General features: G+C 73.0%; 17 protein-coding genes. 11 read left to right on the plus strand and 6 right to left on the minus strand.

The annotated features are described in order from the left end of the window. Positions 1-678, minus strand: a complete 678-nt coding sequence (locus AIF0345_RS00930; RefSeq protein WP_285296860.1) for an SDR family oxidoreductase — start codon at positions 676-678, stop codon at positions 1-3. 388 nt (positions 679-1,066) lie between these two features. Here AIF0345_RS00930 and AIF0345_RS00935 point away from each other — a divergent pair, with 388 nt between their 5' ends. Continuing rightward, positions 1,067-1,567, plus strand: coding sequence for a hypothetical protein (locus AIF0345_RS00935; RefSeq protein ID WP_285296861.1), 501 nt, complete (start codon positions 1,067-1,069; stop codon positions 1,565-1,567). Between the two features lie 359 nt (positions 1,568-1,926). Continuing rightward, positions 1,927-2,376, plus strand: a complete 450-nt coding sequence (locus tag AIF0345_RS00940; protein ID WP_285296862.1) for a hypothetical protein — start codon at positions 1,927-1,929, stop codon at positions 2,374-2,376. 24 nt (positions 2,377-2,400) lie between these two features. Here AIF0345_RS00940 and AIF0345_RS00945 read toward each other — a convergent pair whose 3' ends face one another. From AIF0345_RS00945 to AIF0345_RS00960, 4 genes are all read right to left on the minus strand, one after another. Then, on the minus strand, positions 2,401-3,801 hold the full coding sequence (locus AIF0345_RS00945; RefSeq protein ID WP_285296863.1) for a cysteine protease: 1,401 nt from the start codon (positions 3,799-3,801) through the stop codon (positions 2,401-2,403). Positions 3,802-4,818: 1,017 nt separating this feature from the next. Next, entirely contained in the window at positions 4,819-7,488 is a 2,670-nt protein-coding gene (locus AIF0345_RS00950; RefSeq protein WP_285296864.1) for a heterodisulfide reductase-related iron-sulfur binding cluster, read from the minus strand. Positions 7,489-7,873: 385 nt separating this feature from the next. Beyond that, entirely contained in the window at positions 7,874-9,280 is a 1,407-nt protein-coding gene (locus AIF0345_RS00955) for a hypothetical protein (RefSeq protein WP_285296865.1), read from the minus strand. 34 nt (positions 9,281-9,314) lie between these two features. Continuing rightward, entirely contained in the window at positions 9,315-10,997 is a 1,683-nt protein-coding gene (locus tag AIF0345_RS00960; RefSeq protein ID WP_285296866.1) for an AAA family ATPase, read from the minus strand. Positions 10,998-11,677: 680 nt separating this feature from the next. Here AIF0345_RS00960 and AIF0345_RS00965 point away from each other — a divergent pair. From AIF0345_RS00965 to AIF0345_RS01005, 9 genes are all read left to right on the plus strand, one after another. Next, complete coding sequence (locus AIF0345_RS00965) at positions 11,678-12,337, plus strand: hypothetical protein (protein ID WP_285296867.1); 660 nt, start codon at positions 11,678-11,680, stop codon at positions 12,335-12,337. 239 nt (positions 12,338-12,576) lie between these two features. After that, positions 12,577-14,412 carry a hypothetical protein gene (locus tag AIF0345_RS00970; RefSeq protein WP_285296868.1) on the plus strand — a complete coding sequence of 612 codons (1,836 nt, stop codon included), beginning with the start codon at positions 12,577-12,579 and terminating at the stop codon, positions 14,410-14,412. Continuing rightward, positions 14,409-15,875, plus strand: coding sequence for a hypothetical protein (locus AIF0345_RS00975; protein ID WP_285296869.1), 1,467 nt, complete (start codon positions 14,409-14,411; stop codon positions 15,873-15,875). Before AIF0345_RS00970 ends, AIF0345_RS00975 begins: the two co-directional genes overlap by 4 nt. Positions 15,876-16,481: 606 nt before the next feature. After that, a complete protein-coding gene (locus tag AIF0345_RS00980; protein ID WP_285296870.1) occupies positions 16,482-17,156 on the plus strand; it encodes a hypothetical protein in 675 nt (224 codons plus the stop codon). Positions 17,157-17,186: 30 nt separating this feature from the next. Next, positions 17,187-17,969 (plus strand): hypothetical protein, encoded by a 783-nt coding sequence (locus tag AIF0345_RS00985; RefSeq protein ID WP_043562583.1) that lies wholly within the window; start codon positions 17,187-17,189, stop codon positions 17,967-17,969. 249 nt (positions 17,970-18,218) lie between these two features. Further along, a complete protein-coding gene (locus AIF0345_RS00990) occupies positions 18,219-19,901 on the plus strand; it encodes a hypothetical protein (RefSeq protein WP_285296871.1) in 1,683 nt (560 codons plus the stop codon). Positions 19,902-19,945: 44 nt separating this feature from the next. Then, complete coding sequence (locus AIF0345_RS00995; protein WP_268918296.1) at positions 19,946-21,628, plus strand: serine/threonine-protein kinase; 1,683 nt, start codon at positions 19,946-19,948, stop codon at positions 21,626-21,628. Beyond that, positions 21,625-23,424: a hypothetical protein gene (locus AIF0345_RS01000; RefSeq protein WP_285296872.1), complete on the plus strand. Its 1,800-nt coding sequence runs from the start codon at positions 21,625-21,627 to the stop codon at positions 23,422-23,424. The genes AIF0345_RS00995 and AIF0345_RS01000 overlap by 4 nt, the downstream gene beginning before the upstream one ends. Next, on the plus strand, positions 23,424-25,376 hold the full coding sequence (locus AIF0345_RS01005) for a hypothetical protein (protein WP_285296873.1): 1,953 nt from the start codon (positions 23,424-23,426) through the stop codon (positions 25,374-25,376). Before AIF0345_RS01000 ends, AIF0345_RS01005 begins: the two co-directional genes overlap by 1 nt. 242 nt (positions 25,377-25,618) lie before the next feature. Here the strand turns inward: AIF0345_RS01005 and AIF0345_RS01010 are convergent, their stop codons facing one another. Further along, positions 25,619-26,146 carry a hypothetical protein gene (locus tag AIF0345_RS01010; protein WP_285296874.1) on the minus strand — a complete coding sequence of 176 codons (528 nt, stop codon included), beginning with the start codon at positions 26,144-26,146 and terminating at the stop codon, positions 25,619-25,621. Between the last annotated feature and the right edge of the window lie 301 nt (positions 26,147-26,447).

Consider the following 26,447-nt stretch of genomic DNA (forward strand, 5'->3'; position numbering starts at 1 on the left):
TCAGGACAGGTCGGCGTAGGCCCGCGGCACGTCGGCGACCGCCCGGGCGATGGGGGTGTCGCCGTCGCGGAAGGGGATGACCCTCCCGATGCTGGCGGGCTCGGCGAGCACCGCCGCGATGACGCGGGCGACGTTGGCGCGGGAGGTGGGCGCGCCGGCGTCGGAGTCGACGCGCCCCACGGTGATGGCGCCGGTGGGCGCATCCAGCGTCAGCCGGCCGGGGCCGAGGATCGTCCAGTCCAGGCCGGTGGACTGCAGGTGGCGGTCCGCGGCGATCTTGGCGATCGCGTAGGCGCGGATCGGGTGGTCGGCGGGCACTTCGCCGTAGGCGCCGATGAAGGAGACCATGACGTAGCGGCGCACCCCGGCGGCGGCCGCGGCCTCCATGGAGCGGATCGCGGCGGCGCGGTCGACGGCGTCGGTGCGCTGCGGCCCGCCCCTGCCGGCGGCCCCGGCGGACCAGACGACGGCGTCGGCGCCAGCCAGGGCCCGGGTGAGCTCGTCGGTGCCGGCGTCCTCCACGGACAGGACCAGGGGGGTGGCGCCGGTGGCGGTGATGTCGTCGGCCTGTGCGGGGTCGCGGATGATGGAGACGACCTCGTGGCCGGCGGCCACGAGCAGCGGGGCGGTCAGGAGGGCGACCTTGCCGTGGCCGCCGATGATGGCGATACGAGACATGCATTGACTGTACTCAACGGCCTCCGGGTCCCTCTACGGTCCTATGCCGAGCGCGGAACCGGGCCCGGGCGGGCGCTGCGGTTGAGCGGGCGGGGTCGGGCGTGCGCTTACTACGCTCATTTGTTCCTTCCTGTACGGCTCTACAGGGCGTAGTAAGGGACAAACGGGCGTAGTAAGCGGGATCGAGCGACGACGGCGGGCCGGTGGCGAGGGCGGGCCGGCCGTGGTTGACTGTGGACGCGCCGAGCCTCGGGCAGTACCTGTTCGACACCTGTTTCGGCTGTCTGCTCGACGCCGTCGCCGCCCGCCGGGAGTCTCTTGTCGCCCGCGCGGTTGTGAGAATCATGCCCGCCCGTACTTCCGTGGATGAGTCTTTATGCCTAGTGTTATGTCTAGTGTTGTCGGTCTGCTGATTTTCGGGATCATATGCGTCGGTGTGCCCGTCGCTCTTGTCGCGGCGATGTCGGTGGTGCTGCGGCGGGCCGGTCATGCCGGCGGGCCGAGCTGGCTGCTGTACCTGGCCTGCGGGCTGTTCATGGTGTCATGGTTCCTGCCGTCGCCGCTGATAGGGGGGCGGGACACCAGCTTCACCACCCATTTCGTGGGGGGCGGTATGTTCACGGGAGTCCTGTGGTGCTATCTGAAGCTGACGCTCGGGTGGCGGGGGCGCTGGCCGGTCGAGGCGTTCTCGGTGTTCGCCCTGGTGTCGGCTCTCGGTTGCATTAATGAGCTGTTCGAGCTCGGCATAGTGGAGATCGGCCTGTCGCGTCTCACTCTGGACGACACGAACTGGGACATCCTGGCCAACTCGCTGGGCGCCCTCGTGGTCTATATCGCGTATCTGCTTGTCGACTTGCGGAGAAATCATCGCAAAAGCCGGCCCGGCTGAGAATGAAGAGGATTGTGTGTGATCATGCATGGCGCAGGGCGAGTTCGACCGCGAGTCGAGAGGCATAACAGGGCCGCCTGGCGTGGCACAATGAACCACGGTCCGAAAAATCTCCCGGCGCCCGCTCGTGCGACGGCTTTTGTCTTCCGGTGTGGGTGTCTGGGGTGTTATGCTGGTGGTTGTTCCTGGTTGGCGAGTGCGCGGGGTGGGTGATGATGGTGCGGCGTGGCAGCGGGGTCGATGACGGCGGGGTGGGCGAGGCCGGCGGTGTCCGGGCCGGGTGGGCCGGTCCTGCTCGGGTGCCGTCCGGTGGCTCAGTGGTGCGGCGGGCCTGGTCTCGGCGGTGGGTGCGTGCGCTGGTGGCTTTCGTGGTTGTGGTGGTGGTGGCTGCGACGGGGGCGGACGGCTGGTTGTGGTGGACCCACCCGCCGACGCGCAGCGTCCCCCTGCCCGCGGGCGTTGAGAGGGGCGAGTATGTTGCCCTGGGCGGCTCGGATCCATCTTTTCGGACGGCGGCAGACGGGGACCTGTCGTCCGCGGGAATGCACTCTGAGAACCATGAGTGGGTGGCGGCGGTGCGCTGGAGGCCCAGATACTACGATCCCGAGGGCGAGGAGGAGGTCTACAGGCTGCACCTGGGCGAGAGCGTTCATATTGATGGGCTGGGGACCCGCACGCTGCTGGCCGTTAACCCCGGCCCCATTACCCTGCCGGACTTGCCCTTTATCGGCCCTCCGAAGGCCAGACCCAGCACCCCTCCGAACTCGTTCTTCAACCTCGTTCTTGATCCGGGGGTTGATCTTGAGTGATGGCGATAAGTCGGGCTGGTGGGTTCAGGGCGCCTCGCCGATGGTGGTGTGGGAGAAGTACTTCTCGTAGTCGGCGCGGCTGATGCGGATCAGGCCGTCGTTGTCAGCCCGAGGCAGGTTGGGGTCGGCATTGTCGTTGTGTCCCCATGGGTTGCGCAGGGTGACGCCCTCGTCGTCGACGGCCACGATCGTGTACTGGTGGCCGGACTCCGGAGTCGTGGGGTCGTGGTCGTAGTCGCTTCCGACGATGCGGTAGGTGCCCTCCTGGTCGGTTTCCTTGATCGGGGTCTGGTCGGGGCCGTCCCCCACCGTGCCGCTCCTGTTGGTGTCGGTCGTGGCGGTGACCGCGTCGCCGTGGCTGAAGTCGCCTCTGCCCGTTAGCCCGACCACGGGCCTGCCGTCCTGCACGGCCTGCTGGATCTCATCCCACTGGGCGTCGGTGTACTGGTGGTCCTCCTTCCGCGGCCACCTGAACCAGCCCGACCCTCCCCACGTGCTCAGGGTGTGCGCATCACCGCCGGTGATGTTTTGCATTACGCCGCTCGGCCAGTCGGCACCCAGAGGACCTGCGCCGTAGTGGATGCTGTAGGCGCGCTCGTAGATGTCGATCATGCTGGTCTGTCCCCGGCTGCCATTGGTGTAGGTGTCGCGGACCTCGACATCCACGGGCCTGCCGTGGTCGTAGAGGGTGACGACGAAGGCCTGCTTGTCCTCGTCCCAGCGCACGTGGTCGCGCAGGTGCTGCTGGCCCTCCGGGGTCTGGGAGTAGGCCTGCAAGGCGGCCAGCAGGTAGCAGTTACCACCGAGGCGGCCCTGGCTGGCCTGGGGGGACCAGGCCCTGTGCCCATCGGCCTCCTTCCTGATCCTCGCGATGTCGTTGGCATCCAAGGGCGTGGTGGGAAGAGGCGCAGGCGGCCCGCTCGCCCCGCCGCCCGCCTGCGGGTTGTTGTCGTCTGCTGCGGCCTGGAGGGTGGTGGCGGTGCGGAGGGCGGCGAGGCGGACCTCTGCGAGGATGTTGGTCCAGGCGCCTGCGGTGCGGGCGATCACGGCGACGGCGACGGGCGCGGTGGCGGGAGCCGCCTGGGCGGCGGCCAGGACGGGTGCCAGGGCCGCGCGCAGCTGGTCGGCGGCGACAACGGCCCGATCCAGGACCCGGGCGTAGCCCTCCAGGGCCCGGGCGCCCGCCTCGAGGCGCTCGGCACCGTCATCCAGATCACCGGTCAGGGCGGTGGCGGCGGCGGTGAAGGCCCGGGCGGCGGCCCCCTGCCAGGAGGCGGTCGCCGCCCGGGCGCCGGCCGCCAGGTCGGCGCCCTCGACCAGGGCGCGCCCCGTCAGTCTCCAGGAGTCGGCCAGGGCCCGCACCCCGCCCGGGCAGCCGGGCACCGCGCCGACCACCACACCCGCCAGAGCGTCCCCGCCCGTCACCGCAGACCCCCCCAAGGCCCCGCGGCCCGGCCCCGGCGCTCAAAGCGGCCAGGGCGCGGGCGCCGTCGGCGGCCCGCTGGTCGGCCTCGGCCAGCAGGGCCCCCGCCCGCCGCACGCCGTCGGCCAGGCCCCGCGCCCCGGCCGCGGCCCGCCGGGCCGCGCCGGTGCGCACCGAGGCGAACGAGGCCGCGGCACCGACCAGGGCCGCCTCACCCAGGGCGCCGCCGTCGCCGGCCTCCACAACCACCCCGGCGACCTCCTGCCCGCACCCATCAGCCAGGCGCGCGGCACGAGCCAGCTCATCGAAGACCACATCCAGATCCACAGCACACACCCCCACACCCAGTCGGCCACGGGGCCTATCGCAGAGACAACAGAAAGAACACAATGTAGCCCAGCCCACACCACCCCGAAACACCACAGAACCGAACACACCCACCAGACCCCACCCCACCCACAACGAACCGGCACGAACATGACAGCCGGTAGCCCGTGAGCCGGTGGGACGGGCCGCCCCGCGGGGCGCAGCCCTCCGCTGGCACGACCCTCCACCCGCCCCGCGCGGCACCCGGGCCACGGTCTCCTGGCCCGCGCCAACGACAGCGCACCTGATCTCACCGCCATCTGGCACGTGCGCCTGCGAGCGCGTCCAAGGCGCCGACGGGATGGTCGATGCCCGGGTCGTGGATGAGCATCTCGGGGAAGTCCTCAAGAGTGGGACGCAGCCCGGGGCCGCCGACGGGGAAGTGGATGTCGGGGGGGCGGGCGTTTTCCCAGCTGCACCCTGACGGCTGACGGCGCGTCGTCTGCTCCCCTCCCCGTGCCGGCACATGAGGAAGGTCCAGGCGTCGCGATGGGCGTGGATCTGAAGGTGGGGGCACGGGATGCTGGACCTGGGACGCTGATGCGGTGCGTACCGCCTGCTGGGCGGGGCTCCGGCGCCTGAACCGCCGCATCGCCCGGGCGGTCCGGAACGCCCCGCACTCGGGCCGCTGCCCGCGGCGGTCGGCGGGGTCCTCACTCCTGTCCACGGCGGACGGCCTCCAGCATGAGGGTGGCGACGTCGGCCACCCGCACGTCCGCGCCCTCGCTGGCGACGCCGTCGGAAAGCATGGTGGTGCAGAACGGGCAGGCGGTGGCGATCACCTGCGCGCCCGTGCCAATGGCCTCCCGGGAGCGCTCGACCGCGATACGCGTGCCGATCGACTCCTCCATGAACGCCTTCGCCCCGCCGCCGCCGCAGCAGAAGGAGGTCTCGCGGCTGCGCGGCATCTCCACCGTGGTCGCCCCGGTCGCCTCCAGCAGCTCGCGCGGCGGGGAGTAGACCCGGTTGTGGCGGCCCAGGTAGCAGGCGTCGTGGTAGGTGACGGTCGGGGCGGCCTGCTGCCCGGCCTGCTCATCGGGCTCGACGACGTCGGCCGCCCCGGCGGGCTCGGCCGCCTTGGCCGGCTTCTCCGTACTCTTCGACGACGCCGGTGCCGCGCTCCCCGGGGCGGCGTCCACCGGGGTGGCGGCGCTGCCGGCCACGACCCCCGCCGTTGGCGCCGCGCCGGCCCCTGCACCCGCCGTCGCCGGCCCGACAACATTCCCCGGCCCGGCCACGACCCCCGCCGCCGTCGACCCCTCCTGCAGCCCCGGCCCCGCACCGCCCTGCGGCGCCACCGGCCTCAGCCGCCCCTCGCGCACGAGGCGGCTCAGCAGCTGGGTGTAGTGCAGCACCTCGAAGCGCCCGCCGACCTGCGGGTACTCCCGCGAGATCGTGTTGAAGCAGTGGGCGCAGGTCACCACAATGCGCTGGGCCTTGGCCTCGGTGAGGGTCTCGACGTTCTGGGAGGCGAGCATCTGGTAGAGGATCTCATTGCCGGCCCGCCGCGCCGGGTCGCCCGTGCAGGACTCGGCGTTGCCCAGCACCGCGAAGCTCACCCCGGCGACGTGCAGCAGCTCGGCTACCGCCCGTGTCGTCCGCTTGGCCCGGTCCTCGAAGGCGCCCGCGCACCCCACCCAGAACAGGTAGTCGACCTCGGAGGCGTCCTCGACGTCGGCCCCCACCACCGGCACCTCGAAGTCCAGCCCCTTGGCCCAGTCCATCCGCTTGCGCGGCGCCAGCCCCCACGGGTTCCCCCTGGACTCCAGCTTGCGGAACATCTGCCCCAGCTCCTTGGGGAAGGCCGACTCCATGAGGACCTGCTGGCGGCGCACGTCGATGACGTGGTCGAGGTGCTCGATATCGACCGGGCACTGGTCCACGCACGCCCCGCAGGTGGTGCACGACCACAGCACGTCGGCCGGGATGACCTCCCCGGCCAGCGGCGCCGGGCGCGCGGCCACGCCCGACTCGGAGGGGGCGGCCCTGGCGGCCAGCAGCGCGCCCAGCACGTCGCCGGTGTGGGCGCTGCCCGGCGCCAGGCCCAGCCGGTCGCTGCGCTCCAGGCCGTCGGTCATGCCGCTCAGGCGGCCCGCGAGCCCCCCGCCGGCGCGCCGCTCGGCCAGCACCTCCTCGGTGACCTCCTCCGGGGCGACGCCGAGCGCGCCGGCGGCCCGCAGGTAGGGGGCGACGGCGGCGTGGTGGTCGCGCAGCGCCAGCACGAAGAGCTTGGGGGACAGGGGCTTGCCCGTGTTCCACGCCGGGCACAGGTCTTGGCAGCGGCCGCACTCGGTGCAGGTGGAGAAGTCCAGCAGGCCCTTCCAGGTGAAGTCCTGGATCCTCCCCACGCCCAGGGTCACCTCGCCGCCCGACTCCTCGGCGGCCTCCATGGCGGCGTCCAGGTCGTCCATGGTTCCGGCGGTCAGCGGCGCGCCGTCGGGCAGGAGCAGCGGCTGGGCCGGGCCGAGCGCCTTGGTGCCGTCGGTGTTGCGGCGCGCGTAGAGGTTGACGAAGGCCAGGAAGCGGTGCCAGGCCACGCCCATGGACGGCTGCAGTCCGACGACGACGAACCAGCTCATGGAGATGACGACCTTGATGGTGGCCACCACGGTGATGGCGATGGCCAGGCCGGTGGCGCCCAGCGGCTCCAGCAGCGGGCCGCTCCAGGCGGTCAGCGGGAAGTGGGTCCAGCCCGCCAGCGCGCGCTCGGCGCCGTCGTCGGAGACCGCCAGGCGCGCGTGCTCCAGCATGCGCAGCACCAGGACGCAGGCGACGACGCCGGCCACCACGGCCTCCACGAAGTGCGCCTGGGCGGCCGAGGAGCCGGCGAAGCGGGAGGTGCGAGGACGCCCTGCGCCCTCCTCGGCGTCGGGGAAGGGCGGGGCGGTGGCGCGGCGGGTCTTCCGCCGTCGGACCACGATGAGGTGGAGGATGCCGGCGGTGCTCAGCCAGGCGGTGACCTCCACGACCCAGGCCCACCAGGCCTGGTGGCCGAGCCACGGCAGTCCCCAGGTCGGGCGCGCCAGCACCTGCCCGTAGCCGGTCACCAGGGTCAGGAAGAGCAGCGGGAAGCTCACCATGACCAGCCAGTGGGCGGCGCGGATCCAGGGGCGGCCCCTGAAGGCGGTGTGCCCGACGACCTCGGCGAGCATGCGCACCAGGCGGCGGCCGACCGGGTGCAGGCGCTCGCGCGCCACGGGCCGGCCCACGCGCATGCGGGCCACGATCGTGCAACAGGCGCGCGCGAAGACGGCCACGCCCACCACGGTGGTGAGGGCGACCACGACGGCGCAGATGAGGTGCACGATCGCAAGGGGGGTCATGCCGTCAGCCTAGTTGTCTGCGCCGGCGGGGCCCGCGAGGCGGCTCACGGGGCGGCCCGCGGGGTCGCCGGCGGTTCCGCGCCTCCGCTCATTCGCGCGTCTTCCCGCCTGGACCGCCCCGGCGCCCCGTCCGCCGTCGCCTGTTACCCCTCCGCCGCCCCCTTCGCCGAGATCGGTCAATATCCGCACCGAGATCGGTCGTATTCCGCACCGAGATCGGTTCGGGGCGGAGCTCGACCGATCTCGACGACGGAGGCGCGCCTGGGCGCCCGAGCGCCCGGGTGCCCAGGTGACCGCGTGGAGCGGGCGGGAGCAGGCGGGGACGTGGACGTACCTCCGTTGAGGTCGGGGCCCGCCGTCCGCCCAGCCCGCCCCGCGCCCTGCCTCAGGCCCGCCGGTGCGCGCCGGCCTCCCGTGCGCCGGCCCCCCGCGCACCCACCGACGCCACGAGGTCGTCCGCCCACTCGGCCGCCAGGCGGCGAACCTCCGCCCGTGTCAGGGCGTGGCACGAGAGCTCTGCGGGCGCGTTCAGGGACACGACGGCGCCGATCTCGGCCTGCGCGAGCTCCAGCACCCGCGCCCGCTCGCCCTCCGGGTCGGCCGCGCAGCCGGCGGCGCTGAAGGCCTCGATGACCTGGTTCTTGGCCCGGCCGAGCTGGGAGAGGAAGGACTCGCCGACGTCCTCGTACCCGGTCCCGTCCACCGGAAGGTGATCGCCGCCCTGGCCCGACGCGGCCGACAGCTCGCCGCCCAGGACGTCGCCGACAGTTCTCGGGCTGTCCGCCTTGACGTCGTAGGGCGCCTGGAGGGACGCGGGGCCAGCGGCGTTGCGCTCAAGGGGGTCGGCCACCCTCCTGGTCCACCAGTCGGTGCCGCCGGTGGGCACCGTGCTCAGCTCGGCCTGCGCCTCCGCCAGGATCCGCCTGACCCGGGCGCCCGCCGTCCGGGAGTCGCACGTGTGCCGCATGGCGTAGTGGTCGGCGAGGGCGTCGAGGGGGATGGTGGTGCACCGGCGGTCCGTGAGCTTGTTGACCAGCAGCGCAACCACCTCCTTGGCGTCCGCGGGCAGGCCGCCGGGAACCCGCTTGGCGTCCATCCGGGTGGGGTCCCCGGCCTTGCCCGCCAGGTGGCGGTACATGGAGGTCGTCTCCCTCTCGACGGTCCTGCGGTAGTACCCGGCGAGGTTGGTCACCAGCGGCAGCGGCGCCCGGCCGCGCCTGTTGAGCTTGGCGATGACCCCCGGCGTCGTGACGACGGCGCCGGTGTCCTCGTTGCGCGACACCAGGCCGAATACCACGTTCCAGGCGAAGTCGGCGCAGGCCGGGCACTCCGCGGCGATCCCGGTCCCGAAGGTCTCGGCGCCCCCCGGACCCGACGACGGGCGGGAGAAGGGGCTCGCCCCGCAGCTCCCGCCGTGGCGCCGGAAGCTGTGGAGCTGGCGCGTGATCTTGCTGCGGTAGGCGAAGTCGAGGAGAGTGCGGACCCGGTCGTAGAACTCGTCCTCGTTGACGTACTCGACCCGCTCGAAGGAGGAGGCGACCCGCGCCTCCCGCCCCGACCAGACCATGCCCGCGGCGCCCTGGGCGCTCCGCGCGGCGATGTACACGGTCTGGGGCGCGGCAGCCGGTCCGAGACCCGCGCCCCGCGCGCGCCCGGCGCCCTCCAGGTGCGGTGGGACCGTCAGCATGTACTGGGATGCGAGAATCTCGGCCTCGGTGTAGAGGCTGCGCTTGCCCATGGTGACTCCTTCGGCGGCGGCCCGGGCCGGGTGCTCGGACCTGTCGAGGGACAAGCGCGGTGTTTATTCGTCAGCCGGCCCGGGGCCGTCAGCAGTCGGTGCAGCACTCCTCGCACGGCACGACGGCGATTCCCCCGGCGCCCGCATCCGCCCGGTACGTCCCGGCGGGCCGGCCGAGCAGGGGCGCGGCCAGGGCCTGCTCGACGATCCGCTGCAGCCGGCGGGCGCCGTCGGGCCTGCTGACGGCCTCGTCGAGCAGCAGCTCGCGCGCCCGGGCCCCGATCTCCAGCTCGTAGCCGGCCGCCGTCGCGACCCGGGACAGGTCCGCCAGGACGGCGTCGAGCACCCCGGCCATGCGGGGGCGGGTGAGGTTGTTCATGAGGACGACGGCGTCGAGGCGGTTGAAGACCTCGGGCGGCAGGAGGCGCCGGATCTCGGTCTCGGCGGCGCGGCGGCGGTCCTCGTCGTCGCCGAAGCCGGTGGCCGAGCGGGTCAGGGCGCGGGCCCCGGTGTTGGCGGTCAGAACGATGTGGAGCCCGGAGGCGTCCACGGTCCGCCCCGAGTAGTCGGTCAGCGTGCCGTTGCCGAGGATCTCGAGCAGGAGCGCGTCGCGCAGGACGGGCGCGGCCTTGTCCACCTCGTCGAGCAGGAGGACGGCGCGCGGGCTGCGGCGGATCCGGGTGGTCAGCCAGTCGTCGCGGTTCTCCGAGCCGACGTAGCCGGGCGGCGAGCCGAGCAGCGCGGCCCCGAGGTGGTCGGAGGTCAGGGACCCCATGTCCACCCGGATGAGCGGCTCGGCACCCTCGCCGACCTGCTCGGCCAGGGTGCGCGCCAGCAGCGTCTTGCCGGTCCCGGTGCCCCCCGCCAGCAGCAGGGCGCAGCGGGGGCGGTCGGCGACCAGGCGCAGCCCGGAGGCCCCCAGGGCGACCTGGGTGGCGGCCGTGCGGCACGCCTCCTCCTGACCCAGCACCCTGGAGGACAGCGACTCGAAGAGGGCCTCGACGTCCAGCCCGACGGCGGCGCCCCGCCCGGAGTCCTCGGCCGCCTCTCCGGCCTCGGGGGGAAGGATGCGCGAGCGCCCCAGCAGCGCCCCCTGGCACGCCCACAGGTCCAGCAGGCTCTCCCCGAAGGCCGGCTGGGACGGGTCCCCCTTGCCCGGGACGGCCGCGGCGGCGGTGCCAATGGTCGGTTCGGGGATGGAGACCCCGTGGTACTGCTCCAGGCGCTCGGCCGCTGCGCGCAGGTAGTCCACGATCTCCTTCGACCCGGGCGCGGGGCGGGCGTCCACAATGGCCGTCCCCGGGAGCAGGGCGCTGCACGAGCCCAGGTCGTCGAGCTCGTCCCAGCCCTCGCTGGTGACCACGATGAGCGCTGGGACGCCGAGCTCGCGGGCCGCCGCCCGGGCCGCGTGAGGGATGCCCGACTCGACGGGGTCGGGTCCGTCATCCATCGCCACGAGGATGTGGCGCTGGTCGGCGGGCGAGAGGGGGGTGCTGTGGGCGCACTGCCGCAGGTCGGACAGGTCGTGGCAGCGGTGCAGGACGCACGGCCGCGCGGTGCGCGGCGCGACCTCCGCCAGGCCGGCCTCCAGGCGGTCGACGAGGTCGTCGGGCGTCAGGTGCTCGGGGGCGATGAGCAGGATGTCCTGCGGGTTGCGGGCGATGAGGCGGGTGAGCGCGTCGAGCAGCCATCCGCTCAGAGGACGTTGGTCGGCCGCCGGCGGTGCGGGCGGGGTGCGGTCCTGAGCGAGGACGAGCGGTTGTGTTTTCACACCGCGTATGACGGACACGGGCGGGCATCGATCCGCAGCTCGCAGCAATCAACATGATGTGGCGTGGATCTCCCTGATGCATCTCGGCCACCGGACGTCCTGTCCGCCGAGATCGGTCCGGCTCCGCACCGAGATCGGTTCAAAACGTCCGGTGGGTGGTGGGGCGGTTGTGGGGTGTGGGAGCTGTGCCGGGGTGGGGGCGGTCTTCTCCGGTCCTCTCCGGTGTTGCACATGGGAGGGCGGGGCCTTCGCGGGGCGAGGGTGGGATTTTGGCGGGATCATGCGTTTTCCCGTCGATCGACGTGCTCGGTTGCCGGGCTCCCATGTGCGTTGAGGGGGGACTGCGCACATGGGAGCCGGGTCCTGGCTGCCGCTGAAACCGCTTTTCCGCATGATTCCTGGGTTTTCGCTAACACGAACCGTGCGCGAATGTGCAACATCCATCGTCCCGGCACTCACGGGGCCCGGCAGAGCCGCTCTGCGGCGGTGCGCCACGGCTCGCGCGTCCATCTTGGCGGCAGAGAGCGTCCCCTGACGTCGTTGGGCCGGAACCGAACCGATCTCGGCGAAGGGGGGTGCGGGACTGCGCGGGCGCCCGGGCAGCGTGTCCGGGGCGCCCGGGCAGCGTGTCCGTCAACAGGTTCATCGGGACTCGTCGTGAGGAGACGTGAGGAGGAGGAATGCGCCACGCCAGCCGCTCCGGCGGCTCGAAGAAGGGGGCGGAACGCGCCCGACCGGCACCGAGAGCGAGCAAGGGCAGGGCCCTGAAGGTCGTGGCGACATCGTCGGCCGGTCTGTTCATCCCCTTCGTCCTCGGGGTGCTGCTGACCGTCGACCACGCCGCGTCCGCCCGCACGTGCGTCGCCAGCCGGCGGTACTCGACCTTCATGTCCCAGTTCTCCCCGGGCGGTGGACGGGGAGCGCTGTGGGCGATTATGCGCGTCGGCGCGTCGGTTCTTCAGGCGGCCGCCCCGCTGGTCATCGCGCTTGTCGTCTTCGTCGCCCTCTGCTGGGTGCTCCAGCTGCCCGTGCTGAGTTATATCGGGTTCGCAAAGGGTCCTCTGAATCTCGGTAGCGCGGTGGGTTTCCACACCCTCATTGTGCTCGTGACGCCGGTGGCCCTCGTCCTGATCCTTCAGCACGCCGGCATTATTCTCGCGTTCCAGGGGTGCGAGCTCCCCGCCCTGAAGACGTCGTGGATCCCCTGGGCCCCGGCCGGGTGGTTCCGCACCGGCATGTCGTGGATTCTCTTCGCCGTCTCCACCTTCCTCCTGACGTTCATCGCGAGCGTGCTTCCGGGCAGGGGTCCGCTGCTGTTGAAGGACAGGGACTTCGAGTGACCTCCGTCGGCCAGGATCTGGGCGGGAGGCCCGGGGCCTCGGGGCGCTTGCGGGGGAGTCCCGCAGCCCGCGGCCCGCGCCGGGCGGTGCTCGCGGAGCGGGCGGGCCGCCGGGCAACAGGGCGCCCGCGCCCCCGGGCAACAGGGCGCCCGGGCACCTGGACGACGGCTCGCTCGGGCCGCCCACAACCGGGGCGGACGGGCCGCGGCGCGGGCTGTGTCCCGATGCGATGCCATACCATGTCACTCAGTTCGTCGGAGTGCCCGGAGGTAGGTGTGGTCAGCGCGGAGAGGCCCCTCAGGAGCGGCTGGGAGCGGGTGCGCGCGCATGATCCCGAGCTCGTCGACAGGTGGACGCAGCGGCCGGGCCGCAGCGGCCGCCCGGCGAGAGGCGAGGGCGTGCCGGTCGCGGTGCTCCGCAAGCAGCTGCTTCCGCTGCTCCTCGCAGGGGAGTTCCCGGATCCCTCCGCGCTGCTCAACAAGTCCGGCTACCGCAGCCTCAACCATGACGAGGCCAGAAGGCTGGAGGAGGGGATCGCCCTCGGCGCGCCCAGGATCGTCGCCGCGCTGCGCCTGGTCGAGGCCCTGGACGAGGCCGCCGGCAGGAGCTGGCTGTGGAGGGAGTGCTTCTCGGACCGGTCCAGGCAGTGGCGGAACCGGAAGTTCGTCGCAAGGGCGAGAAAGGGACTCGCCGCCGGGCAGTCCCTTCCCTCGACCCGCGAGGAGGCCGGCACCCTCCTGGAGGAGATCCTGGAACGGGAGAGCGTGCGGCCCACCCTCGACATGGCCCGCCGTCTGCTCGATGAGCCGGAGATCGCCGCAGATCTCGCCGACCGTCTGCGCCGGTCCTGGCGGCCCGCCTGCGACGGCGTCGTCGGGCCCCGGGCGGCTGCCGCCCGTGCGCTGGGCCGTCAGCTGCGCGAGCTCGTGGGCCTCCCCTTCCAGGCTATGGACGTGGCCGGCCGGGAGACGGATCTGCCCGAGATGACCGAGCGGTGGCGGGCCATGCGGGCGAGCGCCGGCGGAGCGGACGAGCCGGCGGACAGGCTCCTGCGGGACCGGACCGGCGCGCTCGGGCTCACGCGGGACGCGGAGGCCTCGTCGATGAGCGCACCGGTGCGCCTGCGCGGGAAGAGCGAGAGCCGCGCGCCCCTGGACTGGAGCTTCGAGGAGCGGGTCGCCTCCGCCCTGAGGCGGCTTCCCGAGGACTACCGCACTACCGGCCTGCCCGACGACCTGCGCGGCGAGGCCGCCAGGTGCGCCCACTGGATGGGCCTGGGGCGCCCCGATGACCGGCTGGTTCTGCTCCTGGCGGCCGTCGTCGTCGAGGAGGCGCAGCGGCTGGGCTGGCGGCGACGCGGGGCGATCGGCCGGCCGGAGCGGCGCACCCTCGTCGACTGGCTGATCGCCGCCCACGGCCGGGTCGAGCGGATGGTCGCGACGGCGTCGTCGGAGTCCGTGCTCTACGACGCCCGCTGGAGGGGCCGGGTGGTGGGTGTGGACAGCCTGGTCGACCTGCGCGGGCAGCCGGACGCCGGCCACCGGGTGGAGACGCGGCTCCTGGGCGAGATCGGCCGCACCGCCTGGCGGAGGCTGCACCGGCGCGAGTACGTCGGCGACCCGGGCGGGCAGGACCTGACGAGCTTCTCCCGCGACCTCGCCCGCTGGATGCGCGACGCCGCCCGCTTCCTCGTGGAGCGCCAGAGGCGGGACGGCGAGCGGGTCGGCGGGCCCGCCGTGGCCGGCGACGCCGCGGACGCGCTCATGCGGGGCCTGTACTCGCCCGCCGAGCAGCACAGCGGCCTGGGAAGGCGGGCCCTCGGCGCCTACCTGGTGGCGCTGCGGCGCTGCCGTGACGTCGATGAGCCGGCGGAGGAGGACCGCGGGGCGCTGGCCGCCGCGCGCAGGGGGATCGGGGAGATGCTTCGGCGCTGGCGGCGTGAGGGCGTGATGAGGGCGGCCGGTGCGGAGCTGACGGTGAGCGCCGTCGTCGCCGTGCTTGAGAGAGCCGACGGCGCGGATGGTGCCGACGGCGCCGGGGATGCCGGCGGCGCGGGGGAAGGAGCCGAGCAATGAGCCCCGAGTCGGAACGCCGCGGGCCCGGGACCCCCTCCGGGCTGGACGTCGTCCGCCTCCGCCTGGCCGACGACGGCCTGGTCATCGCCCCCGGCGGGCGCGGGCCCGATGAGGGCGGTGCGGGCAGCGGGGGCGGCGGGGACCTGGTGCGGCCCGCCCTGCCCGTGGACGGCGGCGAGCTCGTCTGCGACCCGGGGATCGCGGACCCGGCCGCGGCGGGCTGCATGAGCGCCCGCGTCCTGGCCGCGGAGGTTCCCCAGTGGGTCGGCCTGGTCTACGGGCCCGACGTCGCCCGCGCCGCCCACGAGCTGCTGGCCGGGTCGGCCGGGGGCGCCGACGGCCCGGCGCGCACCGTGCGCACCACCTGGTTCACCCGCCCGTCCCCGGCCGCCTGGACCCTCCTGCGCATCGCCCAGGGGCTGTGGATGCGCCGCTACTGGCCGACCCCCGCCGCCCGGCCCGTGCCCGCGCCCGACCCCTTCCTCCTTGACCTGGAGCTGGGCGCCCTCATGCAGGCCGAGCCGGTGCCCGCCTGCTTCGGCACCGACGTCATGGAGCTGCTGGTCTACGGCCCCCACCGGGACCGGATCCGCGGGGCCGCCGAGCAGCTGCGCGACCACGGCGCGCCGGACGTCCTGGCGCGCAGGCTGCATATTCTGCTGCGGCGCGCGCTGGCCTGGCTCATTGCGCGGATCGAGGACGACGACGGCGAGGGTGTCGGGGCCGGGGCCGATAGCGGGACCGGGGCCGACGACATCGGGGCGCTGTGGGCCCTGTACGACGACCTCGGCGGGCTGCCCCGGCCCGTGAGCGAGTCCTACTACGCCTCGACGGCGCGCGGTCCCGCCCGGGATGGGGGCGCGCCGCGCGCCGCTGCCGGGCCCGAGGGCGAGTGGGGCGGCGGTGCGCCCGTGCGCCACGGCGTCGACACCCTGGACTGGTCGCAGAACCTGCACGGGCTCCTCGACACCGGGGACGGCGCCGTACGGTGGTTCGTCGCTCCCGCCGACGACGGCCGGCTCAGGCTCGAGGTCTCCGCGCCCCTGGCCGAGCGGCTCGTGCGCGACACCGAGGGGGTCAGGGCTCTGGCCCGCGTCCCGATCCCGGCAGGGCTGCCCGTGCTGGTCGAGCTCGCGCCCGATGAGACCGGGACGCGTCTGACGGGGTGGGCCGCCGTGTCGGCCGACGAGGCGCGGGTCGTGGACACCGTTGACGTGGTGAGCGCGCCGGGCGGGCGCGGGCCGCTGCGGGGGGCGGCGCGCGAGCGGATGCGGGCGGCTCAGCGCGAGGCGGCGGCGTGGGCGCGCCGTCGGGCGGGGGCGGTGCGGCGGCAGGGGGGTGCGGACCCCGAGGGGTCGCCGTGGGATCGTCCGGTCCCCAGGCGGATCCCGTCGGGCCTGGACCTGAGCATGCCCTGGGCGGCCGAGGTCGCGGCCGTCGTCGGCACGCCCCTGCGGTCGTAGGCGCCCGTGCCCGTCAGTCGGGGTGGCGGCCGGGACGGGCTCCGGGGCTGCGGGCGGGCCCGCCGCCCTGGTGACCGCGTGGAGCGGGCGGGAACAGGCCGGAACGTGAACGTACCTCTGCGACGTGAACGTGCCTTTCTCCCGTCCTTCTGGGGGTAGGCCTCAGAAGGGTGGGAGAAAGACGCGTTCACGTGACGAACCTCCGTTGGTGTTGGGGCCCACTGTCTGCCCAGTCCGCCCCGCGCCTCCGGAATAGATAGTCCCGGGTGCTCGATAAGAGGCCTTTTACGGCGCTTTCCAGTCGCGCTAGTAGTTCGTCCTCGACCTGCGGGTGATCGCTGGTTGGGGGTCGAGAAGGAGGAGAACGGCGGGTGACGCCTCATTTGGATGATGCCCGATCCGTTCTCGTCGTCGGGCGAGTGGGCGCGCTTGACGCCCCGGTCTCGATGCGGCGGCCGCGGGCCGGCGCCTGGACGCCTCGCCCGGAGGTCGCACCCCATGGGGCGGTGCGGTGGGGACCGGCTCCCCGGTGATGTGGCACCTCGGAGCTCGCACCCCGTGGGGCGGTGCGGGTTACTCTTGACGGGACTGTGGAGCGGAGGACGTGTGCTGGTACTGGCTGAGGAGCCCCGGATCGATCTCATTGTCAGGATCACGGGAGCGTGCGGCGGCGACGGGGCGCACGCCTTCGCGCTGCGGAGGGATGAGGCGGGGCGGTGGGTGGAGGGCGATGCGCTCGGCGGTGCGCCCCATCCGGTCGAGGTGGACCTGTCGGAGCCGGACCGGATCTCCATTGTGCTCAGAATGGACCGGGAGTACCACCTGACCGCGATGCGGAAACGGGGCTCGCTGTTCGCCGGCGTTGAGGTGAGCAGCCTCGGTGAGCGCCCCTATGCGGTGATCGCTCTGAAAGGTGCCGAGAGGATTCCCCTGCCGGTTGAGAATCGTGACGGCACCTGTCTCGTGATCCGTTCGGAAGGGGCGACGGTGCTCGGGGACTTTGAGAGGCGGCAGAACAACGAGGGGTCCTTCTTCGAGGGAAGTGAGCTGTTCTGGGGGAGCGGAAGAGCGAAGAAGGTGGCGAAGTGGTATGTGGAGCGTTCTCTCGACTGTGCGATGAGCGTGCTGGCCTTCGAAAAAGGAGGCGCCATTAAGGACGCCACTCTTTGGCCCGCGGAGGACTGCTGGCTGGGCGTGGAGAGAGGGGCTGCGGGAGAGGCGGGCCACCTCATCTGCATCACGTCCGCCCCCTTCTCGCCGTTGAGCGGACGAATCAGTTGATGCCGCTGAGCGCGGCGGAACGGAGGAGATGTGCTGGTACTGGCTGAGGAGCCCCGGATCGATCTGATTATCAAGATCGCGGGCGCGCACGGCGGTGACGGGGCGCACGCGTCCATTATTCAGAAGGACGGGACGGGGCAGTGGATGGAGAGGGGCGCATTCGATGACGACGACGCCCCGCCTCATTCGGACGAGGTGGAGGTGGACCTGTCGGACCCGGACCGGATTGTTATGACAACCGGGCCGGGCCGCAGGTGCCAGCTGCTGGCAGCGACACGAGTGCGAGACTCGCTGTTCGCAGGCGGCGAGCGCACAGGTGCTAAGAGTCAGCTGCTGGCATGGGCGCGAAAGCGAGGCTCCCGGCTCCCGAACCGCGAGCGAATCGATCCCGGCGACATGCCGTTCACGCTGCTCGCCCTGAACCTCGACAGCGCCAAGAGGGCGCCCCTGCCGTTCGATATTCATGAGGGCACCCACCTTGTAGTACGCCCCGACAGGGTGACAGTGCTCAAGAAGTCGGCCATGAAGGCAGTGGAGCGCAGTCCGCTAAGGCATCTGGAGTCGGTCGGGTTCTCTCTCGGGCAGGAGCTCCCCTGGGAGAGCGGGACGGGGGAGAGCGCAACAGAGTGCGCGGTCTCGCGCTCATTCCAGGGCGGGATGAACATGATCACCGATGAGGGCCTGATGACCTTCGCCCGTCTGTGGCCCGTGGACGGGCGCTGGGCGGGGGTCGAGGAGAGCAATGGCAGGGGCCGCCTGATCTGGATCACCCCCGACCCGTTCCCTCCGATGGGCGACTGCACCGGCCTGTAGCGCTGGGCCGCCGGCCGCTCCTGGACGCCGGCCGGCCCGGGCTGGACGCCGGGCGGCCTGGCCCCCGGGCGGGCCATGCGCCGGCTGCAGCGTCAGGCTCAGGACCTGTGGCGGCGGCGGCCCCCGGGCCGCCGGCTGTTCTCGGTCCCGGGCGTGTCCGTCAACCATGACGTAACACCCCAGACGACGGAGACAGATCGGCCGACGAAGCGATGCGACCCCGTTCACCCCTCCCCAGCGAGGACTCCCATGACGAGCACCGTGTTCCCGGCGGCCGACTCCGGTAGGCGGCGGGGTGCGCCGGTCGCCGTCGAGAACGCCCTGTCACTGGCAATGCGCCTGGAGGAGGTGGCCGGCCGCCGAGACTCCGACGTGCTGCACCGCGCGGCGGCATTGGTGCGGGAGTCCGCCGAGGAGCTCCGATCCGCGGGCCGTGACTCGGAGGCCGTGCTCCGCGAGTGCATGCGCCTGGCCAGCGACGCCCTCGACGCGGCGGACTCGATCCTGGAGGCGGAGGCGGAGTGCTGGATCACCCTGGCGGACCTCCACGACCTGCGGCAGGAGCCGACGGACTTCAGGGGGCGGGGCATCGCCTGCCTCATCCGGGCGATCCCGCTCTACGACGACGAGGAGCCCGACCCGGGGCACGCCGGGTGGAGGCTCTTCGCAGGACGACACCGGAGTGACCGGACGGCGTGGCGGGCGGGGCTCATCCTGCGGGCGGCGACTCAGCTCCAGGCCGAGGGGAGGGCGCAGGAGGCCGGCCAGTACGCCGAGGAGGCCCGCTCCCTGTTCGCCGAGGCGGGCGAGCACGGCAGGGCCGAGGAGTGCCGGAGGCTCTCCGAGCTGGTCGGGCGGACGCCGGCGTGCCCAAGTCCTCCGCCCGCCCCGACCCAGCACGCGCCCGCCCCGACCCAGCACGCGCCCGCCCCGACCCAGCACGCGCCCGCGGCGCCGTCGTCGAGAAGGGCCCCGCGGCGGGCGCCACTCGCGACGGTGCGCAGCGGGACGGGCCCCCTCGACGCGATCCGCGACCTCAGGCCGTTGCCGTACACGGAGATGGACCGGGCCGACGCCGCACGGAGGCGCGAGGCCGGCTTGGTCGTCCCCGAGGGCGATCGCGCCCGGTTCGAGGAGGCGGGGCGCCTCGCACAGGCCGCCCTGGCGCAGACCGAGGCCGGACGGCACCGCGATGCCCTCCTCCTCTACGCCATGGCGCAGCCCCTGTGGGCCGGGATCGCAGGGGCTGAGCTCGCCGGGGCCGCATGCCGCTACGGATTGTCGACCACCTGCAGCGCTCTCAACATGCCCATTGAGGCCTGCGCGGCAGCGCGGACCGCGCTCGGGCTCGTGGACGCGGTTCCTGCCGCCGCCCCCTACCGCGCCGCGTGCAGCAGCAGGGTCGAGGACCTGCGCGGGGTCATCGCCGAGCGCTATCCCCGGCCCGAGCCGGCCGGGAGGGGCTCGACGACGACGGCGGAGATGCTGCTGGAGGTGACCGAGCGGTCCTTCCGGCTGGCTCAGGCCGGGGATCTCGGCGCTGACCTCGACCGGGACGTCCTGGGCAGGACCATCGCCATGGCGCGCAGCGCCCGCTTCGAGCTCGAGCCGGCTGCGGCGGTCTTCTCCGGCGAGCAGGTGAGGCTCGCCCGCTGCCTCTTCATTATCGGCGCGTGCCTCGTTCTCGTCGCCGGGCACGGGCACAGGATCGAGGGCCCGGTGAAGGCGGATGAGGCCTGGGCCTCCCTCCTCGGCGCCATCGTCCTGGCCGAGAGCGGCTCCGGGGCGCGGGTCCTGCGGGCCAGATGCGGCTCCATGATGGCGCTCATGGCGCGCCTCGACTTCTTCGCCGACGAGGCCCGGCGCAGTGATGTCCTCCGCGAGTCGCTGGACCGTTACCTGGCGGTGCCGGCGCCCGCGGCGCGTGTCTGACGTGCTGATGTCGAAGCGGTTCCTCGACTCGAAAGGAGATCGGAATGAATGAGCCTGCGGCGCGTCCTCAGCCTTCTGGCGGCCCGCACGAGTCCTTCGCCCCGGGAACATACGTCCTGGGAGGGCGGTACTGGATCGAGGGCCTGATCGGCCAGAATGCCGGGAGCGGCTCGCACGTCCACCGGGCCGTCGCGGTGGCGGGCGTGCCCGGTGCCGGGCTCGCCCAGGGCGACCGCGTGGTGATCAAGGTGATGCCCTCCGCCGACCTCAAGATGGCGCAGGACGAGTACGCCTTCCTGCGTCAGGCCGTGGACAACTGGTGGGACGCCAATGTCGCCCAGCCGGTGGAGGTGACCCTGAGCGGCGGCGGGGCGTGCATTGTCACCCGCTATGTGAGCGGAGACTCGCTGAGGGGGGTTCTTGATCGGGCTCCCGACGGCCTTGAGGCCGATCGTGCGCTCCGGCTCGCCTACAGCATCCTCAACGGTCTCGATGTTCTCCACAGGGTTCCCAGGGACAAGGCGAATCACGGGGTCATCCACCGCGACGTCAAGCCCGAGAACATTATTGTGACCAGCCCCGGGACGCACGACGAGAAGGCGGTGATCATCGACCTCGGCATCGCGTCCACGGCGACCAAGGCCTTCGCGGCCCCGTTGAGAGCCACGCTCCCCTATGCGTCGCCGGAGCAGCTTCTGAGCCCGGGGGATGTCACGGTCAGGTCCGACCTGTTCGCCGCGGCGATCGTCCTGTACGAGATGCTGTGCGGTGCGCGCCCGTTCGGCCGGGGCGTCGCCCAGTTCGTCGTCGGAGCCGACGGGACCGCGGTCGAGGTGCCCGGACTTGCGGGCCCGGCGGCCCGCAGCGGCGAGGTGGGCGCCATCAACGGCTTCCTCCGGCGGGCGCTCACGCTCGACCCGGCGAGAAGGGCCCGGTCGGCGGAGGCGATGATGAAGGAGCTCCGGGGCATCCACAGCTTCGGCGGCGGCGTGGTCCTGAGCGTCGGCGACGGCGTTCTCGATCTCGGCTCGTGGGGCGGGCGCGCCGGTCCTGACGGCCCGCCCCCCGGTCCTGCGGGCGGGCCGGGCCGCGGCGGCCCGGTTCCCCGGGTGCCGGGACCCGACCCGGCTGCTCCCGGCCGGGGCCGCACGGCGTCGCCGCCGGGACCCGGGGCGGTCGCTGATGGTCAGCATCGCACGGCGCTGCTGCCGGGAGCCGAGGCGGACGGCTTCGGGCGGCCCTGCCCGGTTCCGGGGCTGATTCCGGGGGCCGGGCCGGGCGATCCCGCTCGGCTCCCCCCGATTCCCGAGCCCGACGAGTACAGCAGGCTCATCGACGCGAGCATCACCGGGAGGAGGTCCGCGGACTGGGAGGCCGAGATCGGGAAGGCGGTGGCCCGCAAGAGCCTGGAGACCGCCCGGGAGGCCTATCTGGACAACCTCGTGTGCCACGTCCTGGGCAGGATTCGCGGCCGGGGCTGGCTCAGTGCGCGGGCGGAGGCCTGCGCGTCCGCCGCGGCGCCGTTCAGCATGACCGACGTCGAGCGCCGCAGCCTGCGGAACGACCAGTACGTCCTCGAGCTCCGGGCGCACATGAGGCAGCACGACGCCGACGTGCGCGGCCGGGCGCAGGCCGACGCCGCCCGCGTCTCCTCCCGGGTGACAGCCGTGTGCGGGGGCGCCCTCGCCGTCATTGTACTGTTTCTCATCTTTTGGAGCGTGTCATGACCCGTTCGCTTTTTCCCGATGAGCCCTCTCCGCTTCAGCGCGAGAGTAGGTGCGAGGTCCCCCACTGCGACTTGTGCAGCTCGCCGCGCGCCTGGTTGAGAATCGAGGAGCGCGAGGGATTCGGAATGGGCCAGCAGTCGATCCGCATATTCGAGGTGGGCCACCCCGAGAACTTCTGGGAGTCTCCCGGGGCCGATTCGAGTGTCGCGCCGACCCGCTCCTATGACGTGTGCTCCCACGGCCACGTCCGCGAGAGCATGGACTCCCCCGGAGGCAGCGGGGACGATCGCATCAAGGTGTGCCTCCTCGGGCCCGTCGGCGGCGGGAAGTCCCAGCTGCGGGAGACGCTGCTGCGCATCCAGGCGCCGATCCGCAGCGATGCGGGCGGGGGAGACGACCTCGTGCGCAATGCGAGGTTCGCCCGACCGGTGCAGAAGTACAGCCCCGCCGGGGCCTCGGACCGGGAGTCGATCGGCGCGACCCGGGCGGCCTCGGGCGAGGACATGAGGACGACGATCGAGACGGGGCTGCAGCGCCTTCCGGGGCGCGGAGGGACCGGCGACGTCCTGGCCGGCTTCGAGAAGGTCCTCCGGGACGCCATCCGGGCGACGCCGGAGGGGCGGGCCCTGTCGGCCGAGGACGTGGACGCCCGGGTCGGCGACTGGGGCTGGGGGCGTCCGCCCTACCTGCGGCCGGTCCGCGTCGAGTACAGCAACGACAACCGGGAGGGCGAGAGGAAGAGCGGCTTCGACGTCGCCTTCGTGGACCTGCCGGGCGAGGCGACCGATGCGTGGACGAGCCCGGGCGACGAGCACTACGTGGGCTCGCAGGCCGACGTCGTTCAGCTGCGCCAGTCCGCGCACTACCTCGCCGTCATCGACCCGCTCGCCGCCGACTGGTGCCTCGACTCGCTCAAGGACTCCCCCGCGCTCGATCTGTCCCTGCGGGCCGTCGGCGCCCCGGATGACGCTCAGGGCCGGTGGAGGGACCTGGAGGCGCGCGGCCGCCTCGCGCGCGACGCCACCGAGGACATGATCGCGGTCATGACCGACACGATGGACGAGGAGGAGTCGGTCGGCGCGACAATCGTGCTCACCAAGTGCGACGCGATCCGGGCCCTCCTCGCCAGGACCCCCGAGAGCGACGACCCGCTCGGCCGGTGGGCGCAGCTCGTTCCCGCAGAGGACCACGAGGACTTCCGGGAGTGCGCCCGCACCGCGCTCCTGGGGTGCGAGAGGTCCTGGACCGTGCGCAGCTCCGACCCGGCCACCTGGGACTTCCTGACGGCGGTCGTGCGGTCCGGCGTCGCGCGCCAGATGGAGGCCGTGGCACGACTGCTGTCGCAGTTCTCCGACCCCGACAGGTTCTGGGCGCTGGCCCACTCCGGGGCCGCCGTCGAGGTTCCCCTCGAGGACGAGCTCGCGACCGCCCCGATGGGCTCGACCGGGCCGCAGGACCGGTCGGGGACCCGGGTGGTGCCCGGGGCGTCCTTCGCAGGCGCGCTCACGGTGCCGACGAGCGGCGACACGTGGTACAGCGGGCTGGGGGCGCAGCGGCTGCAGATGCGCGACGTCATGAGCGCCGTCGTCGTCAGCGCGATCCTGTCGACCATGGTGCGGCGCAACGACCTCGAGCAGCTCCTCGGCCAGCGCGAGGTGCGCTTCGCCCTGGCGAGCGCGTGGACGCGCGTGGACAGGGACGGCCGGAAGATGAGGGACCGGAGGGACGACGACGCCGGGTGCCTCCAGGTGTTCCGGCACATCCTGGCCCCGTTCCTGGGACACGGAGGGCACTGATGGGCTGGGTGATGCGCACGGACAGGGACAACTCCGCCCTGGGGGGCGGCTTCAGGGAGGACCCCGAGTACACCAGCGAGGCGACCGGCGCGGAGCGCCAGGCCCTGTCCAGGTGCTCCAGCGGCTTCACCCAGCTGAGCGTCGACATGTCCACCTCGCCGAGGGCCCTGCGCTCGGTGACCTTCGTCCACGACCGGGGCACCGGCCGCTGGGCGGTCATCGTCATCGGGTCGGGCGGCGAGTACGGCTCCGCGGGCACCATCCAGGTCGTGCTCGCGCCCGAGGGCCTGTCCCTGACCGGGGCCGCGCACCACGTGCTCGGTGCGCTCGACAGCGGCCCGCTGCTGTCGCCGTCGTCGCTCAATGCCGCGGCCCCGGGCCGACCGCTGCCCCAGGCGGGCCCCGAGGCGGACGGGAGTGCGCTGGCGCAGGAGCTCGCCACCGTCCTGAGCATGGACGAGACGCGCCGCCACACCGTGCTCGACCTGCCCGGGGCGGAGGACGAGCGGGCCCTCGTCGCGCTCATGGGCGCCGTGCCCGAGGCCATGGCCCGGCTGGTCCAGTGGTCGACCGCCTACCCGCGTCCCGACCGCAACCCGGGGAGCAAGGTGGTCACCTGCCCGTGGCCCCCCGTGCTCGCGCAGCGCCATCCGCGCGAGCACGACTCCGCCATGGGCGCGGCGCGGCTGCTCGCGCCGTCGGTCCCGCTGTCGGAGGTGCCCAGGGGTCTGGTCTGGTACGCGGGGCTCGTGCTCACCGCGCGCCCCGAGGCGGATTCCGCGCGGCAGAGGGCCTGCGGGCTCTTCGAGGCGCAGCTCGACGGCGCCCCCACCGCCGCCGACTGGGGGCGGGCCGCGACGACGTGGGAGGCGGTCCTGGAGCGGCTGCGTCCGCTGAGCGATGACGAGCTCGGCGCCGTCGTCGACGGCGCCGAGGTGCCGCCGTCCGTGTCCGAGCGCTGGAACGACGCGGCCGCCTCGCGCCTGCTGCACCTGCGGCGCGGCTGCCTGCGCGACCTGCTCACGCATTCCGACGACGCCGTGCGCGCCTCTGCCTGGCGGGTCGCCGCGGGGGAGGGCGCGCTGTACCCCGACCTCGTGAGTTGGCAGGCCGAGCTGGTCGGGGCCGGGCGCCCGGCGCCCCGTGAGGCTGCGGATCTCGCCCGGAGCACCTCCCTGGTGACGGACGTCCTGGCCGCGACCGCGGCCAGGGGGACGCCGGGCTCCCGCTGGGGGCCGCGCGCCGTCGCCTGGATCAAGTCGCTCGGAGCCGACCCGCGGGCCTACGGCGAGGCGCTTCCCCAGTGGCAGGAGAGGGTCCTGGACGACCTCGAGCGGGAGCCGGCACGGGCCGCCGAGGTCGTCGCCTACGCGCGGTCGGCCCCGGACGGCGCCGAGACCCTGATGAGGGCGGTGCGGCAGGTGCCGGAGTCGCTCGGGCCGCTGCTGTGCGGGCTGTGGCAGGGGCCGGCCGGGGGCGTGACGTGGCAGCAGCTCCTCCGGGGCGTCCTGCCCGCGGACGCCCCGCCCTCCCGGGTGGTCGAGGTCCTGTCCCTGATCGACGACTCGGCGCCCGGGGGCGGCCCTGCGGCGCCCGCGGCCCAGGATTGTGGGGGCGGGCCGGCCGGAAGCCCGGTTCCAATGGAGCTGCGGCGGGCCATTGCGGATCTCCTCGTGACCGGTTGGTCCCGGGTGGTCTGCGCCGAGACGGCGGCGGCCCTGCTGGCCTTCGAGCGCGCGCTGCCGCTGCCCCGGCCCTGTGCGGGCAGCGCGCCGCCCGCGCGGCGCCCGGCCCCGCGCGCCGCGGCGCAGCCGCGAGTATCGTCGACGGCGGATGACCCGCCCTGCTGGCGGCACTGCCTGGAGTGCGTGCAGAGCTCCTCGGCGCTGGGCGCGAGCCTGGTGCTCAATGCGGTCTTGCTGGTGCTGGCGCTCGTGCTCTGGCTCGGCTGAGCGTCGAGATCGGTTCAAGGAGTCCGGCGGGACGCCTGACTGGTGCCGTGCCTGGAGGAATAGTGCCATGACCGGAATTAAACAAAATGGCATTCTGGGGCGGCTGCTGCGGGACTGGACTGCCGGGCGTGTCTCGGACAGCCCTGAAAGCGGTCTTTCAGGGCTGTCCGAGACACGCCCGGCAGTCCAAATACCATTTCGTTTAATACCGGCCAAAGAGCCGGGTCCCGTGCTGCAGGTCGTCAGGGTATCGGGTTGTAGTACAGATCTATCCCGATGTTGCACAGCAGTCCGACCAAGGCGCCGGCCAGAAGGAAGACAGTCGATACGATCACAATAGTCAGCCGCCTCACAACGCGCCACACGCTGCGCCGCGGCGCCGGACGGTCAGACTCGCGCAGAAAGACGACGAAGCCGAGGACCGCACAGAGCGCCCAGCACACAAAGCCTGCGACAAGCGCAGCCAGAATACGCTCCTCGGTGAGCGTCAACATCAATAGAAAACGATCCACATCCCCCGTCGACGTATCGAGCCGCGGCGGAAGAGACGCAAAGAAACCGTAAATCGCATCTTCGTTATAGAGCGCTGCCGGGCCGGGGAGCAGCAGCACCAGACCGGCCCACCACAGAATCCGCTTCAGCACCAGCAGCGTCCTGCCGCGCGACCACGGCCCCGCCGAACGGGCCTCCCCCGTCTTCGGCTCCCCTGTCAGGCCCTTCTCACCGGAGTGCCGGGGCTGAAGAGCATCATTCTCTGTCTCCGGGCCCACTGGGCCTCACCTGACGATGTGCCAGATAACGAGGAACAGGAAGAAGATGATCCACCCGACGTAGGGGCCGACCCCCTTGTTCCGGCCGTGTCCGACAGACTGAGAAGGACGAGCCCGACCGGGGCGGCCGTCGACCCCAGGAAGCGCGTACGGGTCGGCGCCCACAGGCGCCACCCGGCCGGAACCGACCCGCCGGCCCGGCAGGCCGGAACCGGCCGGCTGTCCAGGCGCTCCCGGTGCGCCGCCGTAGCCCATCGGGCCTCCGGGCCCGCCGCCGTAGCCCATCGGTTGACCAGGGCGG

This window comes from Actinomyces israelii, from assembly GCF_030253495.1.
Classification (GTDB): domain Bacteria; phylum Actinomycetota; class Actinomycetes; order Actinomycetales; family Actinomycetaceae; genus Actinomyces; species Actinomyces israelii.